This is a genomic window from Allochromatium humboldtianum (assembly GCF_013385175.1).
GTDB lineage: Bacteria > Pseudomonadota > Gammaproteobacteria > Chromatiales > Chromatiaceae > Thermochromatium > Thermochromatium humboldtianum.
In genome coordinates this window covers 92771-113361 of record NZ_JABZEO010000004.1, presented here as the reverse complement: position 1 = coordinate 113361, position 20591 = coordinate 92771, and the positions used below count along the sequence as shown (strand labels likewise).

The window sequence follows — 20591 nt, the reverse complement described above, 5'->3', positions numbered from 1 at the left end:
CGCGATGCCCATCTTCCCCGGCTATAGCAGGCCGATCATCCCCAGACCGGCCATGAGCGCCAGCAGACAGGCGGTGAGGATCAGCCACAGACCCCGGCGCAGATCTCCGGCATCGAGATCGGCCGGCCAGTCCGGATCGCCCATGTAGATCTCGTTGATGAGCCGGCCCCGGCGCCAGACCGGGCCGATCAGACGCACCCGCAACGCTCCGGCGCAGGCGGCCTCGCTCCAACCGGAGTTGGGGCTGGGCAGCAGGGCGTGATAGCGCCAGGCGGCACTGAAGGCCAGCCGGGGATGCTCGCGCCGCAGCAGGGCGGCGAGCGCAAGCAGCGGCACCGAGAGCCGCGCCGGCAGCCAGTGGATCAGATCGTCACTGCGCGCGCCGGCCCAGCCGAAGCGCGCGTAGCGCGCATTCTTGTAGCCGACCATGGAGTCGAGCGTCGAGATCGCCTTGACCAGGATCAGTCCAGGCAGACCGAACAGACAGAACGCCCACAGCGGCGTGAGCACGCCATCGGTCAGGTTCTCCGAGAGGCTTTCGAGCGTGGCGCGCACCACGCCATCGCGCTGGAGCGGTTCGGTATCGCGCCCGACCAGCAGCGACAGCCGCCGGCGCACGGCCGGCAGATCGTCGAGATCACGCAGGATACGCCAGCCCTGTTCCAGCAGCTCGCGGGTGCAGAGCAGGCTGTAGGCGATTAACAGATCCCAGCCGAAGGCCAGCCAGGGATGGATGGCATCGAGTCCGAGACGGACACCGAACCAGACCCCGAGCGCCGTCCCGACCACCAGCCCCCAGTGGATCACGCCTCCGAGTCGACCATTGAGTCCCAGCGCGAACAGCGCGCGCTCGCAGACGAGTATCCAGTGGCCGATGAGCCGGATCGGATGCAGCCGGTAGACGGGATCGCCGATGAGGGCATCGAGCAGGCAGGCGCCGAGGATCAGGATCAGATGTTCAGTCATGCGTATTCCATTTGTGCTCGAAGCCCAGGACCACGGCCAGCGCCGCCAGCCGTCGGGGCGTGAGATCCGCGCGCGGCTGGAGTACCTCGCGGAAGTAGGCGAAGTCACCGGGTTTGACGGCCACGGCGGCGGCCAGCAGTGCGGCTTGATTGAGGATCGACTCGCGCGCGACCTCGGCGTGCAGCACGCCGACGTCGACCAGATCGAGGATCTCGGCCAGCCCATAGGCGGCCGCCGCGCTCAGTGGATCATGGATGAGTGCCAGCAGGTTGCGCTCGAAGCAGTTGGCGTCCGGCGGGTCGAGTTCGGCGCGCGCCAGCTCGCGCAGGGCCGCCTCGTCGCAGCCATGACGTCCGAGTGCGGCACAGAGGTTGCGGCGCAGTTCGGCGCAGACGCCGTTCTGCAACAGCAGACAACGGGTCACGGCCTCGTGGGTCGCCCGTCCGACCAGCTCGCCCAGGGTGTTGTGACTGCCGGCCCAGTGACGTTCCCACTCGCCTTCGTCGGCACGCACCAGCGGGGCGGCGATGGCCAGCTGATCCGTGCCCGTGCCCGTGGCCAGTCGCGCCGATTGCAGACTCGGCATCCGCAGATCCAGCACGGCCGCGCTCTTGCCCTCGGTGGCCAGGGTCGCGGCGCGCACCAGGCAGGCCGGGGTGCAGGGCTGGTTGATGAAGACCAGGGTGACGATGGTCCCGGCGCCGGCCTCGGGTGGCGCCGGCAGGGCGCCGGCGGTTTGCGCAAGGTTCGATTGACCGAGAACGCTTACGGTCGCGGTTCCGCCCTCGTTTCGCTCGACCGGCCGGCTGCCGTCGCGCTGCTCATGCCAGCCGGCCGGATCACCGGCGCGGGTCGCGTTGCCGAGCACCCCGGCCGTGGCGACCACCGAGACGGCCAGATCCGCGTGCTCGGCCCGCGCCAGCACCGCGCACTGCATGTTGGCGGCCGTGGCCATGAGCGCGGTCGACTCGGGCGGCAGTCCGCCCGCCGCGCAGGCGGTGCGGTGATAGTCCTCCAGACCATGCCCGGTGTTCGACGCCTCGCGCACCACATGGGCCACGCCCTCGCAGCTCTGGTGGTTGGCGACATGGGTCAGATCCTCGCGCAAGCCGCCGTTGAGCCGGCAGGTGCTGAGCACGCGATGCGGGCGCTTGAAGACGGCCGACAGATAGCGTCCCTGGCGCGTCAGGCGATAGCGGTCAGTGTCTTCGATCCACATGGGCGCCGGATCAGCCCGGCTCGCGCGCCGGACGGAAACGGCGCGGGAAGCCTGCATCATAGAGCTTGGATGGCTTGTAGTCGTTCTGGGCGCGCGCCCCGAGTGCCGGACTGACCAGGATCAGCGCCTGACGATCGACCTGAGCCTCGCGACAGCGCACGGCGATGTCGCTGAGCGTCCCGCGCAGCACCAGTTCCTCGTCCGGCCAGGTCGCCTTGTGCACCACCACCACGGGCGCCTCGGACGTCCAGCCGGCGGCGATCAGATTCTCGACCACCGCCTCGATGCGCTCGATCGAGAGGAAGATGCAGAGCGTACAGCCATGCGCGGCGAGCGAGACCAACGACTCGCGCTCGGGCATCTGGGTGCGCTCGGAGAGCCGCGTGAAGATCACGGTCTGGGTGATCTCGGGCAGGGTCAGACACTCGCCGGCAGCGGCGGCCGAGGCCATGGCCGAGGAGACGCCGGGCACGATCCCGACCGGAATCCCGGCCGCATCCAGCGGACGCGCCAGCTCGGCCAACACGCCATAGAGCGTCGGATCGCCGGTCTGGAGCCGCACCACGGTCGCATGACGCTGGGCGCGATCGAGCAGCCAAGCCGTCACCTGGGCGTGATCCATCGATTTGGAATCGGCGATCTCGCAGTCGGGCGAAGCCCATTGCAGCACGGTCTCGGCCACCAGCGAGCCGGTGTAGAGGATGGCTCCGGCCTCGGCCAGCAGCCGACTGCCGCGCACGGTGATGAGATCCGGCGCGCCCGGACCGGCCCCGACGAACCAAACCTTGCCCGGTCGCTGGGTCGATGAAGTCTCTTGCATGGCGCGATGATCCCCGCGTATGGTGGCACTGCGAAAACCCAGTATTCTTCTAATCCAAGCCACCCCTTGTCAAACCTCTTCGTGCATTTCCGTCCACGGCGGCGGCGTTCTCCCCCTCCAGTCTCCCGCTCAGCTCCAGACGTCCTGGTGATCGGCGGCGGTGCGGCGGCCCTGTGCGCGGCCATCACGGCACGGCGCGCGGGTTGCTCGGTGCTGCTGGCCGAGCAGGCGCCCGAGCCGCTGCGCGGCGGCAATACCCGGCATTCGCGCAATCTGCGCCTCAGCCATGAGGCGCCCACGCCCTTTACGTCCGGGGTCTATCCGGCCGATGAGTTCTGGTCGGAACTCGCGCGCGCGACCGAGGGTACGGCCGATCCGGTGCTGGGACGTCTGTTCGTCGAGCGCTCGGCGGAGCTCAAGGATTGGCTGATCGAGGCCGGCGTCCCCTTGCAGCCGATCGCCGGCGGCGGGCTGCCCGAATCGCGCCGCACGGCCTTTTTGCTCGGCGGCGGCAAGACGCTGCTCAACCGGCTCTATGCGCTCGCCGAGCAACTGGGAGTCGAGATCCGCTACGGCTGTGAGATCCGCGATCCCGTGATCGAGGATGGACGCCTGGCCACCTCGACCGCCCGCTTGGATGGCACGTCTTACCCGTCGACGCCGCGCGCGGTCATCGCCTGCTGCGGCGGCGCCCAGGCCAATCGCGCTTGGCTGCGCCGACACTGGGGCGCGGCGGCCGATGGCTTCATCAATCGCGGCACGCCCTTCGCCGACGGTGAATTGCTCGAATCCCTGTTGCGTCAGGGCGTTCAGCCGGTCGGTGATCCCAAGGCGGCCTATCTGGTCGCGGTCGACGCGCGCTCGCCAGCCGACGATGGCGGCATCGCCACCCGCGTGCGCTGTATGCCCGAGGGCATCGTGGTCGACGCGCATGGACGGCGTCGGCACGACGAGGGCGGCGACACCGCCTCGACCCGGTATGCACTCTGGGGGCAACGTCTGGCTGAGTGGCCGGACCAGATCGGCTATCTGATCCTGGATGCACGCGGACTGCGTGCTGCTCCGCCTGCGCTCTATCCGCCGATCCAGGCCGACAGTCTGGACGAATTGGCGGGCGGGCTCGGAATCGGTTCAGCGACGCTCCGCGCCACGGTCGCCGACTACAATGCCGCCGTTCGGGCGCCGACCGACGAGCGTGACGACTGGCATACGGTCGGTCTCGATCCGCCCAAGAGCCGTCACGCTCACCCGCTGATCGAGCCGCCCTTCGGCGTCTATCCGATGCGTCCGGGGATCACCTTCACCTATCAGGGACTCGCGGTGGACGAACGGGCGCGTGTGCGGCTGGCCGCCGGCGGCGTGGTGGAAAACCTGTTCGCCGCCGGCATGATCATGGCGCCCAACCTCATGGCGCGCGGCTATGTCTCGGGACTGGCATTGAGCATCGGGCTAGTGTTCGGTCGTCTGGCCGGCGAGGAGGCGGCACGTCATGTCCGCGCCTGAGATCCGCGCCGAGGCCCGACGCGCCCTCGGCATCTGCGATGCCTGCGGCTATTGCAACGGCTTCTGCGACCTGTTCGAGGCCGCGCGCCGCCGCCCGGCCCTGACCGAGGCCGATCTGGCCCATCTGGCCAACCTCTGTCACGCCTGCCGCAACTGCTTCCATGCCTGCCAATACGCCCCGCCCCATGTCTTCGCGGTCAATGTCCCGCGCGCACTGGCGCGGATGCGCCATCAGAGCTATCTGGACCATGTCTGGCCCAGATCCTTTGCGCCGCTCCTGAACCGCCCGATGGCGACGGTGGTCTGGGTCACGCTCGGCGCGATCCTGTTGCTGTTCGGACTGATGCTGGCTTTCGCCCCCGCCGCCGGCATGCCGACGCTCGACGCGGACACAGATGCCGGCGCCTTCTATCGCGTCCTGCCCTGGACGGCGATGGTCTGGATCGGTGTCCTGCCGCTCGGCTGGTCGGCGCTGGCCATCGGCATCGGCTGGCATCGTTACTGGAAGCTGACCCGCCCCGAGGGCACAGCGGCGGGCGAGCCAGTGCAGCCGGGACGCGCACTCTGGAGCGCGCTCGCCGATATCCTGGATCTGCGCAATCTGCGCGGCGGCGGTCCGGGCTGCAACGATCTCGACGCGCGCTTCTCGCACTGGCGCCGCCGGCTGCATCAAACGCTGCTCAGTGGCCTGGGGCTGAGCTTCGCCGCCACCCTGGCCGCGACCCTCTATCACCATGGGCTGGGACTGGAGGCCCCCTACCCCGTCCTGAGCGCCCCGGTTCTGCTCGGAACGCTCGGCGGGATCGCCCTGCTGGTCGCCGTCCTGGGGCTCGGCTGGATCGAATGGCGCGCCGATCCCGCGCCGCTCGCCCCCGAGGCACGCCGGCTCGACCGGGCCTTTCTCGGTCTGGTGTTCGTGGTGGCCGGCAGCGGCCTGGCCCTGCTCGTCTGGCGCGCGACGCCGGCGATGGCGCCCCTGCTCATCGTCCATCTCGGGACCGTGCTCGCCTTCTTCCTGCTCCTGCCCTACAGTAAGTTCGTCCATTCCGGTTATCGCGCCATCGCCCTGGTGCGCGAGTCGCTGGATCGAGTCTCCATTCGCAGAGACAGCGCTTAAATGTCACCACCTTCGCTCATCGTCTCCGTTTCACGCCGGATGCTGCTCGTGCTCCTGGCGACCATCGTCACATGCCTGACGGTGCTCGCGGTCTTCGAGTATCGCGAATTTGTGCGCGAGAGCAGCCTCCTGCGTGCCCGTGACCTGCAACAGCACCGGGAACGCCTGGAGTCGCGCGTGCGCGTGGGGATCGCCTATGCACGCCATCAACTGGAACGTGAGACGCGCGCCGCCGGCGCGGGGGCCGATCCGGCCGAGATACTGGCCAGAACCCAGGAAGCGGTTCTCGACTGGCTCAACGCGCTGCGCTTCGCCAATGGCTCCTACATCTTCGTGGGACGGTTCGATGGTCTGTCACTCGCCGGACCCGCCCGTGGCCGGAACGTCCTGGAGCAGACCGACGTCAACGGCAAGAAGGTCGTGCAAGCGCTCATCGAACAGGCGCGTGCGGGCGGCGGTTTCGTCGACTACGTCATGCCCAAGTTTCCCGATCAGCGCTCGGCCCCCAAACTGAGCTATGTCGAACCGATCGAGGAATGGGGCTGGTATGTCGGCACGGGCGTCTTCATCGACGACATCGAATCCAGGATCCAGGCCATGCACCAGGAGGTCCGCGAACGTCTCCGGCTCGAACTGGCCATCATCGGCGGGCTGTTCGTCGTCATTTCGCTCATCGCCGCCTGGCAGGCGCGCCGGATCGCACTCCAGGCGCGTCTCGACACCCAGTCCTGTGTCGATTATCTGGAGCAGGCGATCGACACCGATGCCGATATCGCCCCTGAGGGACTGAGATTCCGCGAACTCCAGACCATCGCCCAGACCGCAAGCGCCATGATCGAGCGGCGTCGACAGGCCGAGCAGGCGCTGCGTGAGAGCGAGCAACGCTTTCGTACCCTGGTCGAGGTCAGCCGCTATTACATCCAGGAGATCGATGTCGAGGGCCGAATCCAGTATGCCAACCCGGCCTCCTCTCATCTGCTCGGACTGGAGCCGGAGGCGCTGATCGGCCGCAACGTCAGCCTGCTGCTGCCCGAGGAGGAGCGCGCGGCGCTCCTGAGCGATCTGCACCGCTTCGCCACCGAGCAGCCGACGCCCAGCACCTATTACAATCGCAACCGGACGGCGGACGGGCGTCTCATCGATGTCGAGGTGGAGTGGAACTACAAGCGCGACGACTCCGGCCAGGTGATCGGCTTCGTCAGCATCTCCAAGGACATCACCGAATACAGGCGCGCCCGTCTCCTGCTGGATGGACGCAACCGCGTGCTGGAGATGCTGGCGCGCGGGCGACCGCTGCGCGATATGCTCACGGCCATCGTCGCCTATATCGAGGAGATCGCTCCGCACGCCATCTGCTCTATCCATCTGCTCGATCCCGCGACCCAGACCCTGAGCACGGCGGCCACGCTCCGGCTGCCCGAGTTCTATACGCGTGCCGTCGAGGGTGTCCGGATCGGCCTGGGCGTCGGTTCCTGCGGCACGGCGGCCGTCACCGGCCAGCGGGTCGTGGTCGCCGACCTGCTGTCGCATCACGACTGGTCGGCCTTCCGCGACCTGATGCTCCAGACACCCCTGCGCGCCTGCTGGTCACAGCCGATCATCGGACAAGACGGTCAGGTGCTCGGCACCTTCGCCATCTATGCCACGCGCGTCATGGAACCCTCGCCGACGGATCTGGACATGATCGAATCGGCCGCCGAGCTGGCCGCCATCGTCATCGAACGCGATCGCACCGAGAACGCGACCCGCCAGGCCGAGGACAAGGCGCGGCTGCTGCTCGAATCCACCACCGAGGGCATCTTCGGCCTGGATCTGGAGGGGCGTATCACCTTCATCAACCCGGCCGCCGCCGACATGCTCGGCTACGAGCCTGAGGCGTTGATCGGCCAGGCCACCCATCCCTTGATCCATCATTCACGCCGCGACGGCACACCCTTGCCGTCCGAGTGCGGCTCGATCCTCGCCACGCTCGAACAGGGGCAGGACTGCCATACCGCCAATGCGGTGCTCTGGCGGCACGACGGGAGTTGCTTCCCGGCCGAATACTGGGCCACGCCCATGCGGCGCGACCATCAGGTCGAAGGGGTCGTCGTCACCTTCCACGACATCAGCGCCCGTCAGCGCGCCGAGGCCGAGATCCAGCATCTAGCCTTCCACGACAGTCTGACCGGACTGCCCAACCGGCTGCTGTTCAAGGAGGAGCTGAGACAAGCGCTCGCCGGTCTGCGCCTCGACGGCCGGCCCTTCGCCCTGCACATGCTGGACCTGGATCACTTCAAGGACGTCAACGACAGTCTCGGACACCTCATCGGCGACGAGCTGCTGCGCGCCGTGGCCGAGCGGCTGACCGCGCTCATCCGCGGCACCGATATCCTGGCGCGCTTCGGCGGCGACGAATTCGCGCTGCTTCAGGTCAACATCAGCGAGATCGGCGAGGCCGCCGAGCTGGCGCTCTCGATCATCGAGGCACTCGGCGAGGAGTTCTGGATCGGCGGCAACCGCATCGACATCAACACCAGCATCGGCATCCTGATCGCCGACCAGGAGTGTCACGACGTCGACGACCTCATCACCCGCGCCGATGTCGCACTCTACAAGGCCAAGGAGGCCGGGCGCGGCACCCACGCCTTCTTCGCCGATTCCATGACCCAGCAGTTGCGCCACGAGATGGAGCTCACCCGCGAGCTGACCCAGGCGATCCAGAACGACGAGCTGTTCCTGGACTACCAGCCCCAGTTCGATCTGGAATCGGGCCGGCTGGTCGGCATGGAGGCCCTGGTGCGCTGGCGTCATCCGCGCGAGGGCGTGCGCCAGCCGGGCGCCTTTTTGCCGGTGGCCGAGAAGCGCGGGCTGATCCGGCCGCTCTCGGACTGGGTGCTGAACGCCGTGTGCCGCCGGATTCGCGACTGGACCGACCGGGGGCTGGAGTTCGGGCGCGTCGCGGTCAACCTCTGCGCCCAGCAGGTCGGTGATCCGGACTTCGGCGACAACATCCTCACCGTCCTGGAGCGCACAGGCGCGCGGACCGAACATCTGGAACTGGAGTTCACCGAGACGGTGCTGATCGCCGCCGACGCCCGGACCCAGGCCGACATCGTGCGTCTCTCCGAGCTGGGCATCCACTTCGCCATCGACGACTTCGGCACCGGGTTCTCGTCGATGCAGTATCTGCGCAAGTTCCGCACCGACAAGATCAAGATCGACCGTGAGTTCATCCAGGACGTCACCCACGACGCCGGTGACGCCGAGATCGTCAAGGCCACCATTGCGCTGGGTACGGCGTTGGGACTCATGACCGTCGCCGAAGGTGTGGAGACCGAGGAACAGGCCGAGTTCCTGCGTCGTCATGGCTGCCGGCAGGTCCAGGGTTATCTCTACGGACGTCCGCAGCCGCCCGAGGACATCGAGCGTCTGATAGGTTTCGGATTGGAGAGCGGTTAAGATTAAGATAGGCCCTGGTCGGATACTCGACCCGACTCGCGATCGAACCCATTCGTCAACCCAGCCCTGCATCGCAAGGAGACGATCTTGACCGCCAATCGCTACACATTCACGCAACGCATGCTGCACTGGCTGATCGCCGCGCTGGTGTTCGGTATGCTCCTCGGTGGACTGACCTTCTGGGCGCTCGGATACGAGGGTCTGGTGGATCGGGTCGGCCCGCAGGTAACAGCCAATCTCTTCATGTACCACAAGAGCATCGGGATCCTGGTGCTGCTGCTGACCGTTCTGCGGATCTGGCTGCGCCGCCGCGATCCGGCGCCGCCCTATGATCCGCCGCTGGGTCTCGTCGAGCGTCTGGTCGGCGGCACCACGGTGCTGGTGCTCTATCTGCTCTCGATCGGTATGCCGATCGGCGGGGCACTGGCGACATCGGCCTCGGGCTATCCGGTCCAGTTCTTCGGCTTCGAGTTGCCGGGACTGCTGCCCGAGAACGAGGCATTGGGCGAGACTCTGTTCTTCTATCACGGACTCGCTGGGCTGGCGCTCGCACTGGTGGTGCTGCTGCACATGGCCGCCGCGATCAAGCACTGGCGTCTCAAGGACGGCGTCATGACGCGGATGAGTCTGCCCTGAAACCCGTCTTGCGACCGATGCCGGCCAATCTGCTGATCCTCGGCGGTACCACCGAAGCCTATGACCTGGCCGAGCGACTGGCCGGGCGCGAAGACTGGCACGTCATCAACTCGCTCGCCGGGCGCACGGCCAATCCACGGCTGCCGGCGGGCGAGACGCGCATCGGCGGCTTCGGCGGGGTCGAGGGGTTGGCGCTCTATCTGGGCGAATGCGCGATTCGGGCCGTGATCGACGTGACCCATCCATTCGCGGCCCGCATGGGATGGAATGCGGCCGAGGCGTGCCGTCTGGCGGGCGTACCCTTGCTGAGGCTGGAGCGCCCGGCCTGGCGGCCCGGGCCGGGCGACGTCTGGGAGCCGGTCGAAACCTGGGCGGAGGCCGCCGAGGCGTTGCGCCGGACTCAGGCGCGGCGCGTCCTGCTAGCGGTCGGACGTCAGGAGCTGACGCATTTCGCCGGTATCGAGAACATTTGGTTCCTGATCCGGCTCGTCACGCCGCCCGAGCCAAAACCGAACTTCCCTGCCGCCGAATGGCTCTACTCACGCGGCCCCTTCGCGCTCGACGACGAACGCGCCCTGCTCGACACCTGGGCCATCGACACCCTCGTCTGCAAGAACAGCGGCGGCGAGGCCACATCGGCCAAGCTGATCGCCGCGCATGAGCGTGGGATTCGTGTCGTCATGCTCCAGCGTCCGGCACGACCTGCCGAGGTGCCGACAGCCGCTACCGTCGACGAGGCGCTGACCTGGATCGATAACGTATTCCCGGCTTGCACAGCAACACGCTGAATTCTATGCTGCTTGCATGAACAGCAAGCATCGTAAAACACTCCAAGCCGTCTTTGCTCAACCCACGACGCGCACCTTGGAATGGACTCGACTGGAGTCACTGCTTGTGTCCATCGGGTGTCAAACGATCGAGGGGCGTGGCTCACGGGTGCGTTTCGTTTTCGGAGAGCAGGTTGCCACCTTCCATCGTCCGCATCCGGAGAAAGAAGCCAAACCCTATCAGGTCGAGGAAGCTCGCGCCTTCCTCGAACAGATCGGAGTGACACCTTGAATACGCTGACCTACAAGGGCTATACCGCCCGCATCGACTTCGACGAACGCGACAACCTGCTCGTGGGCCGCCTGCTCGGACTGCGGGATCGCGTCAGCTTCCATGCCGAAAACGTCGCGGACTTGCGGGCGGCCTTCATCGAGGCCGTCGATGATTATCTGGAAACGTGCGCGCACATCGGAAAATCACCTGAGAAGCCGGCGAGCGGACGTCTGATGTTGCGCGTTCCGCCCGAGGTCCATAGCGCGGCACTCATTGCCGCGCAGGCGGCCGGACAGAGTTTGAATCAATGGGCGTCACAAGTCCTCAAGGACGCCGCCCAATCACGCGCCCCTTTGGATCAACGATACCAGCGCGGCGTATAGACCCACTCCCCACCATCACGACGCGCCAGACGCCGCGTCAGCGACGAGCCGACGATGACGACCGTGCGCATGTCGACCTGCTCGGGCCGGACCTCGCCGAGGGAGGTCACGGTCAGCGATTCGTCCGGACGTCCGATGTCGCGACCGAGCACGATGGGCGTCTCTGGAGTACGAACTTCGCCCAGGACGGCCAGCGCCTGGGCGAACTGATCGGGACGCGCCTTGGAGCGTGGGTTATAGAGCGCCATGACCAGATCGGCCTGCGCCGCCTGTCGCAGCCGGTGCTCGATGATCGACCAGGGCTTGAGATTGTCCGACAGCGAGATGACGCAGAAATCGTGTCCGAGCGGGGCACCGGCGCGAGCCGCTGCCGCCTGCGCCGCCGAGATGCCGGGCAGGATCGCCAGTTCCACCGCGTGCCAGTCTGGATTCTCGGACTGTTCGAGCGCCTCGAACACCGCCGCCGCCATCGCGAAGACGCCCGGATCACCGGACGAGACCACCACCGCATGCCGTCCCTGAGCCGCCAGCTCGAACGCGAGCCGCGCGCGGTCAAGCTCCTGGCGGTTGTCGGAATCGAGCAACCGCTGATCCGGGCGGAAGGGTCCGGCCAGCTCGACATAGGTGGTGTAACCCACGATGTCCTGAGCACGGTCGAGTTCGGCGCGCACCGCCGGGGCCATGAGCTCGGCTGATCCCGGCCCCAGACCGATCACGGCCAGTCGGCCCGGTTTGGGTGCCGGAGGTTCGGAGTGCAGCGGTTGAGTCGGCTGCGACGCGGGTACGGATTCGCCGGCGCTCGATCCCGGCCAACGCTCGCCCGGAATCAGGATCATCGAGAAATAGGGCACGCTCTCGGGATCGATCTCGGCGATCGCGCGCACCTGCTCGCCCTCCATGGTCGCTCGCTCGACATAGCGCGCCCGCTCCATGAGTCCCAACCGCGTCAGCACGCGCCGGACCTTGTCGAAATTGCTGCCGAGCTTCATGATCGCCGCCGCCTCGACCCCAGTGAGCCGCTCGATCAGGGTCTCCTCAGGCAGGGTCGCGGCGATCACCTGGAAGCGCTGATCGCGATAGACCAGCGGCGTGCCCAGCACGGCCGCGCTCGCCAGCACCGAGCACACGCCCGGCACCACCTCGGTCTGATAGCGCTCGGCCAGCCGGTCGTGCAGATACATGAAGGAGCCATAGAACAGCGGATCACCTTCGCTGACCACCGCCACATCACGCCCGGCCTCCAGATGCTCGGCCAGCCGCTCCGCCGAGTCATCGTAGAAGTCGCGCATCGCGCCCTCGTAGTCGTAGGGCGGTTCGGGCTTGCGGCCCGTGACCGGATAGATCAGCGGCACCCGGATCTGCTCGGGGCGCAGATGCGGCAGCACCGTGGTCAGCGCATTGCCGGGCTTGTCGCGCGCGGCATAGTAGGCGACCACGGGCGCGGCACGCAGATAGCGCAGCGACTTGAGCGTGATGAGTTCAGGATCGCCTGGACCCACGCCCAGGCCATAGAGACGTCCTTTGCCCATGTCGATCAGGAATGCTCGCGACCAAGCGCGTTGACCGCCGCCGCCGCCATCGCACTGCCGCCGCGCCGACCGCGTACCGTGACGAAGGGCACGCCGCGACTGTCGGCCGCGAGCGCCTCCTTGGACTCGACCGCGCCGACGAAGCCGACCGGGAAGCCGAGAATGAGTGCGGGTTTGGGCGCGCCCTCGTCGAGCATCTCCAGCAGCCGGAACAGGGCCGTGGGTGCATTGCCGACCACCACGATCGAGCCGGCCAGATACGGACGCCAGAGTTCGAGCGCGGCGGCAGTGCGGGTGTTGCCCAGTTCGCGCGCCAGCGCCGGGACGCTCGGATCGTGCAGGGTGCAGACGATGGGATTGTCGGCCGGCATCCGCGCGCGCGTGATACCCTCGGACACCATGCGGCTGTCGCAGAGGATGGTCGCGCCCGACTCCAGCGCCGCGCGTCCCGCCGCACCCGCGCCCGGCGAGAACTCCAGGTCGGCCGCGATCTCGGGCATGCCGCAGGAATGGATCACGCGCACCGCCAGCGCTTCCAGATCGGCCGGGATCCGGCTCAGATCCGCCTCGGCGCGGATGATGGCGAACGACTGACGATAGATGTCATGGGCATCGCGGTTGTATTCGATCATGTAGAGGGTCTCACAGTCAGGCGGAGCGGGCGCGGGTGCTCGGCGGCGAGGACGCGCGGCCCGGATCGGGGCGAAGGTCGGCGGGGATGGGCGTTCGATCTGAAAAGGGGCGGATTATAATCGCAAATCGCGGTTCCGGCGTGATCTGTTTGAGCATCGTGCTCAGTACGACACCGGGACGACCAGCCGGTTCGGCATCCTGCATTTGAAACGGGCGGCATGACCAACACACTTTTTTCCACGACATCCCCCTGGCTCACTATCGTCGGCATTGGCGAGGATGGATGGGCCGGACTGAGCGAAACGGCGCGTCAGGCCATCGACGAGGCGCATCTGCTGTTCGGCGGTGCGCGGCATCTGGCGCTCGTCCCGGAGCGTCCCGGTCAGGAGCGTCATCCCTGGCCGAGTCCGTTCGAGTTGGCCTATGAGCAGCTTCTGGCCCGGCGCGGTCAGCCTGTGTGCGTGCTCGCGAGCGGCGATCCGATGTTCTTCGGCATCGGCGCAACGCTGGCGCAACGCCTGCCGACCGAGGAATTGCGCATTCTGCCCGCGCCCTCGTCAGTCTCGCTCGCAGCGGTGCGGTTGGGCTGGGCCTTGCAGGACGTCACCGTGATTCCGGCGCATGGCCGACCGCTGGCGCGGGTCAATCTGCATCTGGCGCCTGGCGCGCGGCTGCTGGTGCTTTCCGCTGACGGCGCGACACCGCGCCAACTGGCCGCGCAACTGACCGCGCGTGGTTATGGCCCGAGCCGGCTGACAGTGCTGGAGCGGCTCGGCGGTGCGTTCGAGTGCCGGTTGGAAAATACCGCCGCTGAGTGGAGCGCAGGCGTCGAGGATTGCGCCGCACTCAATTTGATCGCGGTCGAGTGCCGGGCCGATCCGGATGCCCTGCCCCTGTCGCGCCGCGTCGGACTCCCGGACGCGGCCTATGAACACGACGGCCAACTGACCAAGCGCGATGTGCGCGCCGCGACCCTGGCGCGTCTGGCCCCCATGCCGGGCGAACTGCTGTGGGACGTGGGTGCCGGCTGCGGTTCGATCGGGATCGAATGGATGCGTGCCGACGAGCGCTGCCGCGCCATCGCCATCGAGTCCGACGCCGGACGCCGTGCGCTCATCGAGCGCAATCGCGATGCGCTCGGCACGCCCGATCTGGTGCTGGTCGCCGGACGCGCGCCCGAGGCCCTGGAAGGCTTGGAAGCGCCCGACGCCATCTTCATCGGCGGCGGACTCACGGTCGCGGGCGTGGCTGAGCGCTGTTGGTCGGCGCTCAAACCCGGCGGACGACTGGTGGCCAATGCGGTCACCATCCAGAGCGAAGCCTTCCTCGTCGAACTGCGCGAGCGCATCGGCGGCGAGCTGACGCGGATCTCGGTCGCGCACGCCGCCCCGCTCGGGCGCTTCGACGGCTGGCGCACCGCCATGCCGGTCACGCTCCTGACCGCCGTCAAACCGCGCTGAATCCGGTCGCCACGATGAAACGCGCTCCGTCGAGCCTGCAAGGGCTGATCTATCGCCACTATCTCAAGAGCGCCCTGATCCCGATGCTAGCCATTGAGCTGGTGCTCCTGACGCTTTATTTCAGCATCAATCTCTACATCTCGACGCGCAACCAGGACACCCTGCTCCAGGAGGTCCAGAACAATCTGCTGACGATCACTACCATCGAGGCCCGGAGCATCGACAACCAACTCGGCGAGGTCGCCCGTCTCACGGGGCTGTTACAGCGCGCACAGGAGACCTTCTTCGCCCATCCGGAGGTCTGCCGTCTGCCCAATGGCCCGCCGCGCCTGGAGCGCCATCCCAACGGCGCCTACTACAAGGCCGATGACAACGGCGGCGCCAGCCTCTATTACGCCGCGACGACCACCATCGGCGAGGCCGAGCGGCACAAGGCGCGCTGTAGCGAGGATCTCGATCCGCTCTTCAAGTCGATCGTCGACGCCAACCCCATCGTCACCCAGGTCTACCTCAACACCTGGGACGCCATGAGCCGGATCTATCCCTTCATGCACGATGCCGCCGAGCGCTTCGGCACCACCTGGGACGTCAATGATCTGGCCTTCTATTACGAGGCCGACGCGGCCCACGATCCCGAGCGCCGGCCGGTCTGGACCAGCGCCTATCTGGATCCGGCCGGCGCGGGCTGGGTCATCTCCAGCATCGCGCCCGTCTATCGCGGAGACTTCCTGGAGGGCGTCACCGGACTGGACGTGACCATCGAGCGCTTCATCCGTCATATCCTGGACCTGAATCTGTCCTGGGACGCCATGCCCTTCATGGTCGACCGCGACGGCACCATCCTGGCCATGCCGCCGCGCGTCGAGCAGGTCTTCGGCCTCCAGGAGCTGCTCGAACACGAGTATGCGGAACCGCTCGGGGCCACGCCCGGCAAGCCCGATGCCTACAACATCCTCAAGAGCGCGAATCCGACCTTCAGCACCGGGATGCTGGAGTTCTTCCAGTCGGGTCAGAGTCTATCGGAGCTGCGGATCGACGCGACCCGCTATGTGCTCATCCAGAAGCCAATCTCCCAGACCGGCTGGCGGCTGATGGTGCTGGTCAACGAGGCACGCATCCTCGCGCCCGTCGCGGCGCTGCGCGATCTGACCAACCGCATCGGCTATGTCGCCATCGGAGTGCTGGTGGTCTTCTATCTGGGCTTTTTTCTGCTGCTCCTGGTGTCGGTGCGACGGCTGTCGAACCGCATCGTCTCGCCGATCCATGCGCTCTCGGCGGCGACCAGTGATCTCGGTCGGCGGATGGATAGCCGGCCGCTCCAGCCGGCTGGCATCCAGGAGATCGACCGGCTCAGCCGGAACTTCAACGAGATGGCGGTCGAACTGGACAAGCGCACGACCCAGTTGATCGAGGTCCGGGTGGCCAAACAGGCCCAGGAGCGTGAAGCCCGCATCCTGGCGCGCATGGCCAACACCGACCTGCTGACCGAGGTCTACAATCGGCGCCGGATCGAAGAGATCCTGGGCGCGGAGTTGGCGGACCTGACCGATCCGGACGCGACCTTCGGGCTGATCCTGTGCGACATCGACCACTTCAAATCGGTCAACGACCGGCATGGCCATCTGGCGGGCGATCAGGTGCTGATCGAGATGACGCGGCTGCTGCGCGCCCAGTTGCGCAAGGATGACTCGCTCGGGCGCTGGGGCGGCGAGGAGTTCATGATCGTCTGCCCGAGGATCGATCGCGGCGGCATCGAGCAGACCGCCGAAAAGCTGCGTCTGGGCATCGCCGAGCACGAATTCCCCATCGTCGGCACGGCGACGGCGAGCTTCGGCGCGACACTCGCGCGTCCCGGCGAGTCCATGAACGCGCTGGTCGCGCGCGCCGACTCGGCGCTCTATGCTGCCAAGGAATCGGGGCGCAACCGCGTCCATTCCGCCGAATGAACGTCCCCGCATGGGAACGAACGACATCACAGCCGGGAGTCCAAATTTTGACCCAAGAACTGCGTATCGGAGTGAACGGCCTCAACTGTGCGTCCTGTGTGGCGCGGGTCGAGCGTGTCATCGTCAATCATCCTGGCGTCGAATCAGCCGAGGTCAATCTGGCCTCGGGGCTGGCCCTGGTGCGTTTCGAGCAGACCTCGGTGCCCGAGCTGCTGGAGGCGGTGCGCGCGGCCGGCTATGCGCCCGTGACCGAGTCGATCACGCTCGGCGTCGGCGGATTGAAATGCGCCTCGTGCGTAGCGGGCGTCGAGCGTCGGCTGCGGGCCGTGCCGGGCGTGCTGGAGGCCAACGTCAACCTGAGCACCGAGTCGGCCAGCGTCGTCTATCTGCCGGCCACGGTGAGCCGCGAGCGTCTCGCCCTGAGCATCCGCGCGGCGGGCTATGAGGCGCGTCTGCCCGACCAGCCACATGAGAGCGACGAGACCCGGCAGGCACGCGAACTCGGCCGGCTCAAGCGCGATCTGCTGTTCGCCGCCGCCCTGAGTCTGCCGCTGCTGCTCGTCAGCATGGGGCCGATGCTCCTGCCCGGACTACATGGACTCATGGAACGGGTCGCGCCCATGGCGGTCTGGCATTGGCTGCAACTGCTGTTGGCCACGCCGGTCGTGTTCTGGTCGGGGCGGCGTTTCTTCAGCCGGGGCGTGAAGGAGCTCGCGCAGTTCAGTCCAGGCATGGAAAGCCTGGTGATGCTCGGCAGTGGCGCGGCCTATGGGTATTCGCTGCTGGCCCTGACGCTGCCCCAGCTCTTCCCGGCCGGGACCGCGCATCTCTATTTCGAGGCGGCCGCCGTCATCGTCACCCTGATCCTGTTCGGCCGTTATCTGGAGGCGATCGCCAAGGGCCGCACCTCGCAGGCGATCCGGCGTCTGCTCCATCTCCAGCCGCCGACCGCGCGCGTACTCGACGCCGAGGGTGAAACCGAGATCCCGGCCGAGGCGGTGGTGCCGGGCGATGTGCTGCTGGTGCGTCCGGGCGAGCGCCTCCCGGTCGACGGCACGCTGATTGAGGGCGCGAGCCATGTAGATGAATCCATGATCAGCGGCGAGCCGGTTCCGGTGCGCAAGGAACCGGGGGATGCGGTCATCGGCGGCACGCTCAACCAAACCGGCGCCTTCCGCTATCGCGCCACGCACGTCGGCGCCGACTCGGTGCTGGCGCGTATCGTCCAATTGGTCCAGGAGGCGCAGTCCGGCAAGCCGCCGATCCAGCGTCTGGCCGATCGCATCGCGGCGGTGTTCGTGCCGATCGTCATGGGGATCGCGGTCCTGACCTTCGGCGTCTGGCTGTGGCTGGGACCGGAACCGGCGCTCAATCATGCCTTCGTCGCCGCCGTCAGCGTACTGCTGATCGCCTGTCCCTGCGCCATGGGGCTGGCGACGCCGACCGCGATCCTGGTCGCCAGCGGGCGCGGGGCCGGTCTGGGTCTGCTGTTTCGGCAGGGCGCGGCGCTGGAGACCCTGGCGCGGGTCGATACGGTGGTGCTCGACAAGACCGGCACCCTGACCGCAGGGCAGCCCACGCTGACCGAGCTGACGGTCTTCGGTCTGGATGAGAACGCGGCTCTGACGCTGGCCGCCTCCGTCGAGCAGCACAGCGAGCATCCGCTCGGCACGGCTATCGTCGCCGCGGCGCGGGCGCGTGGTCTGAGCCTGAGCGAAGCGGATGAGGTCGAGGCGCGGCCCGGACTCGGCATCCGCGCGCGGGTCGATGGCCGGATGGTCGTCGTGGGCGCGCGGCGCTGGATGGAGGAACTCGGGGTGGATCTGGAACCGGCAGCGGCCGGCGAAGGTCCGGCCAACTCAACGGCGACGCTCATGCATGTCGCGGTCGATGGCGAGCTGGTCGCGGTGCTGGGCGTGTCCGACCCCATCAAACCCGGCAGCCGCGAGGCCATCGGGCGACTGGCCGAACAGGGGCTGGACGTCGCCCTGCTGACCGGCGACGGACGTCCCGCCGCCGAATCGGTCGCGCGCGAACTCGGCATCGGGCGCGTGCTGGCCGAGGTCATGCCCGCCGACAAGTCCGCCGAGATCGCGCGTCTGCAAGCCAAGGGGCGGCGCGTGGCCTTCGTCGGCGACGGCATCAACGACGCTCCGGCGCTCGCTCAGGCCGATGTCGGCCTCGCCATCGGCACCGGGACCGACATCGCGATCGAATCCGGCAGCGTCGTTCTGATGCGCGGTGATCCGCGCGGCGTGGCCGATGCGGTGGAACTGGCACGCCGCACCCTGCGCACCATCCGGCTCAACTTCGTCTGGGCCTATGGCTACAACATCGCGCTCATTCCGCTTGCCGCCGGGGTGTTCTGGCCTTTCACCGGCTGGCAGCTCGATCCCATGTTCGCCGCCGGTGCCATGAGTCTGTCGAGCCTGTTCGTCGTCACCAACAGTCTGCGACTGCGCACGGCGCTGTCAGATAGATCACACCGCTCATGAATTTGACCGTCTAGAAACGGTTGAAGCGCTCGCCCCTAGCGATGACCAGCCCGAGCGGAGGATGCCAAGTCGGACAGAGCGAGCGACAGGCTGATCGAAGCGGACATACGACAGGACTCATCCATGCTGGAATAAAAACTCAAGGCATTGATATATAAATCTTAAAATCCATGAATAAAGCGGATAAAAAAGCGGACGCTTCTACTCTGGACAGGGGTGAGTCCCCGGCCTCGATGGAACCGCTGCTGTTGCGCGAAGGTGCCAAGCGTCGCGGCGAGATCCTCGACCGAACGGTTGAACTCGCCCAAAAAGCCGCCGGTCTTCGGCGAGCCTTGCCGGAAACTCTGCTCTCACCACTGGCCACACTCGTGCGTGCCATGAACTGCTACTACAGCAACCTGATCGAGGGTCATAATACACACCCGGTCGATATCGAGCGAGCGCTCAGAGCCGATTACAGCCGCGATCCTGAAACACGCGATTTACAGCGCGAGGCACGCGCGCATGTCGCCGTTCAGCAGTGGATCGATGAAGGAGGACTGCGGGAACGCGCGCTCACGTTCGAGGGAATACGTGAGATCCACCGCCGGTTCTGCATGGAGTTGCCGGAGGAGCTGCTTTGGACTCGGGATCTGGATAGCGAGACGCGCGTCCGGGTCGAGCCGGGGCAGTGGCGTGATCGGGACGTGCGCGTCGGTCGTCATCTCGCGGTCAGTCCTGGCGCCGTGCCCCGCTTCCTGGATCGCTTCACGCATGTCTATACCAATCTGGGACGCGCCGACACCATCCTGGCCGCGGCCTGTGCGCATCACCGTCTGCTATGGATCCATCCCTTCATCGACGGCAATGGCCGAGTCGCCCGCCTGATGTCCCATGCAGTGCTGGTCGAAACTCTCGACAGCGGCGCGCTCTGGTCCGTGGCGCGCGGTCTGGCGCGCCATGTCGAGACCTACAAACAGCATCTCGCGGCCTGTGACCTGCCGCGACGCAATGATCTCGATGGCCGGGGACATCTGAGCGAAGAGGCCCTGGCCGATTTTGCGGTGTTCTTCCTTGATCTCTGCATCGATCAGGTGGAGTTCATGGACGGCCTGATCCAGCCCGAAAGATTGCGCGAACGCATCCAACTCTGGGCGCGGGACGCGATACAGCTCGGTCGTTTGCCGCCCAAGGCCGGTCTGGTGCTCGATTCGCTCCTGTATCGCGGCACCCTGCCGCGCGGCGAGGTGCCCGGCCTCGTGGGCACGGGGGAGCGGCAGGCGAGACGAGTCGTCTCCGCGCTGATCGACGCGGGCATCGTGACGGCTCAGACGAGTCGTGCCCCACTGGTGCTGGCATTTCCGGCACATCTGGCCGGTCGGTGGTTGCCGGGTTTGTTCCCGGAGCCGTCTGCCTGATTCAC

16 protein-coding genes and 1 pseudogene are annotated in these 20591 nt (G+C 67.0%); 11 read left to right on the top strand and 6 right to left on the bottom strand.

Going from position 1 to position 20591, the window contains the following annotated elements; genetic code table 11:
- Positions 1-21: 21 nt before the first annotated feature.
- From cbiB to cobM, 3 genes are read right to left on the bottom strand one after another with little or no spacing between them, the layout of a single operon-like run.
- Positions 22-966, bottom strand: coding sequence for an adenosylcobinamide-phosphate synthase CbiB (gene cbiB, locus HW932_RS07265; RefSeq protein WP_176975831.1), 945 nt, complete (start codon positions 964-966; stop codon positions 22-24).
- Complete coding sequence (locus HW932_RS07260; protein WP_176975830.1) at positions 959-2185, bottom strand: adenosylcobinamide amidohydrolase; 1227 nt, start codon at positions 2183-2185, stop codon at positions 959-961. The genes cbiB and HW932_RS07260 overlap by 8 nt, the downstream gene beginning before the upstream one ends.
- A gap of 10 nt (positions 2186-2195) precedes the next feature.
- A complete protein-coding gene (cobM, locus tag HW932_RS07255) occupies positions 2196-3005 on the bottom strand; it encodes a precorrin-4 C(11)-methyltransferase (protein ID WP_176975829.1) in 810 nt (269 codons plus the stop codon).
- A gap of 66 nt (positions 3006-3071) precedes the next feature.
- Here cobM and tcuA point away from each other — a divergent pair, with 66 nt between their 5' ends.
- The 7 genes from tcuA to HW932_RS07220 all read left to right on the top strand — a co-directional run bounded on the left by tcuA (position 3072) and on the right by HW932_RS07220 (position 11126).
- Positions 3072-4508 (top strand): FAD-dependent tricarballylate dehydrogenase TcuA, encoded by a 1437-nt coding sequence (gene tcuA, locus HW932_RS07250; protein ID WP_246296711.1) that lies wholly within the window; start codon positions 3072-3074, stop codon positions 4506-4508.
- Positions 4495-5625 carry a tricarballylate utilization 4Fe-4S protein TcuB gene (gene tcuB, locus HW932_RS07245; RefSeq protein WP_176975827.1) on the top strand — a complete coding sequence of 377 codons (1131 nt, stop codon included), beginning with the start codon at positions 4495-4497 and terminating at the stop codon, positions 5623-5625. The genes tcuA and tcuB overlap by 14 nt, the downstream gene beginning before the upstream one ends.
- Positions 5626-9066 (top strand): EAL domain-containing protein, encoded by a 3441-nt coding sequence (locus HW932_RS07240; RefSeq protein ID WP_176975826.1) that lies wholly within the window; start codon positions 5626-5628, stop codon positions 9064-9066. It abuts the gene before it with no gap.
- An 87-nt stretch (positions 9067-9153) separates the two neighbouring features.
- Positions 9154-9702, top strand: coding sequence for a cytochrome b (locus tag HW932_RS07235; protein WP_176975825.1), 549 nt, complete (start codon positions 9154-9156; stop codon positions 9700-9702).
- A 17-nt stretch (positions 9703-9719) separates the two neighbouring features.
- Complete coding sequence (locus HW932_RS07230; protein ID WP_176975824.1) at positions 9720-10490, top strand: cobalt-precorrin-6A reductase; 771 nt, start codon at positions 9720-9722, stop codon at positions 10488-10490.
- Positions 10491-10506: 16 nt separating this feature from the next.
- The gene (locus HW932_RS07225) at positions 10507-10761 is read left to right on the top strand and encodes a type II toxin-antitoxin system HicA family toxin (RefSeq protein ID WP_176975823.1); all 255 of its coding nucleotides are present in this window, start codon (positions 10507-10509) and stop codon (positions 10759-10761) included.
- The gene (locus HW932_RS07220; protein ID WP_176975822.1) at positions 10758-11126 is read left to right on the top strand and encodes a type II toxin-antitoxin system HicB family antitoxin; all 369 of its coding nucleotides are present in this window, start codon (positions 10758-10760) and stop codon (positions 11124-11126) included. Before HW932_RS07225 ends, HW932_RS07220 begins: the two co-directional genes overlap by 4 nt.
- Here the strand turns inward: HW932_RS07220 and cobJ are convergent.
- The 3 genes and pseudogenes from cobJ to HW932_RS07210 form a co-directional block, all read right to left on the bottom strand.
- Positions 11102-11884, bottom strand: coding sequence for a precorrin-3B C(17)-methyltransferase (cobJ, locus tag HW932_RS21800; RefSeq protein ID WP_343047052.1), 783 nt, complete (start codon positions 11882-11884; stop codon positions 11102-11104). The genes HW932_RS07220 and cobJ overlap by 25 nt on opposite strands.
- A 57-nt stretch (positions 11885-11941) precedes the next feature.
- Positions 11942-12655 (bottom strand): annotated as a pseudogene (locus HW932_RS21795) (precorrin-2 C(20)-methyltransferase); the annotation flags it as partial.
- Between the two features lie 5 nt (positions 12656-12660).
- Complete coding sequence (locus HW932_RS07210) at positions 12661-13287, bottom strand: precorrin-8X methylmutase (RefSeq protein WP_176975820.1); 627 nt, start codon at positions 13285-13287, stop codon at positions 12661-12663.
- A gap of 219 nt (positions 13288-13506) precedes the next feature.
- Between HW932_RS07210 and cbiE the strand changes: the two genes are divergently transcribed.
- The 4 genes from cbiE (at position 13507) to HW932_RS07190 (ending at position 20586) form a co-directional block, all read left to right on the top strand.
- Positions 13507-14748, top strand: a complete 1242-nt coding sequence (gene cbiE / locus HW932_RS07205; RefSeq protein WP_176975819.1) for a precorrin-6y C5,15-methyltransferase (decarboxylating) subunit CbiE — start codon at positions 13507-13509, stop codon at positions 14746-14748.
- Positions 14749-14762: 14 nt separating this feature from the next.
- On the top strand, positions 14763-16694 hold the full coding sequence (locus tag HW932_RS07200; RefSeq protein ID WP_176975818.1) for a sensor domain-containing diguanylate cyclase: 1932 nt from the start codon (positions 14763-14765) through the stop codon (positions 16692-16694).
- A gap of 47 nt (positions 16695-16741) precedes the next feature.
- On the top strand, positions 16742-19189 hold the full coding sequence (locus HW932_RS07195; protein WP_176975817.1) for a heavy metal translocating P-type ATPase: 2448 nt from the start codon (positions 16742-16744) through the stop codon (positions 19187-19189).
- A 233-nt stretch (positions 19190-19422) separates the two neighbouring features.
- The gene (locus HW932_RS07190) at positions 19423-20586 is read left to right on the top strand and encodes a Fic family protein (RefSeq protein WP_246296710.1); all 1164 of its coding nucleotides are present in this window, start codon (positions 19423-19425) and stop codon (positions 20584-20586) included.
- The last annotated feature ends 5 nt before the right edge of the window (positions 20587-20591 follow it).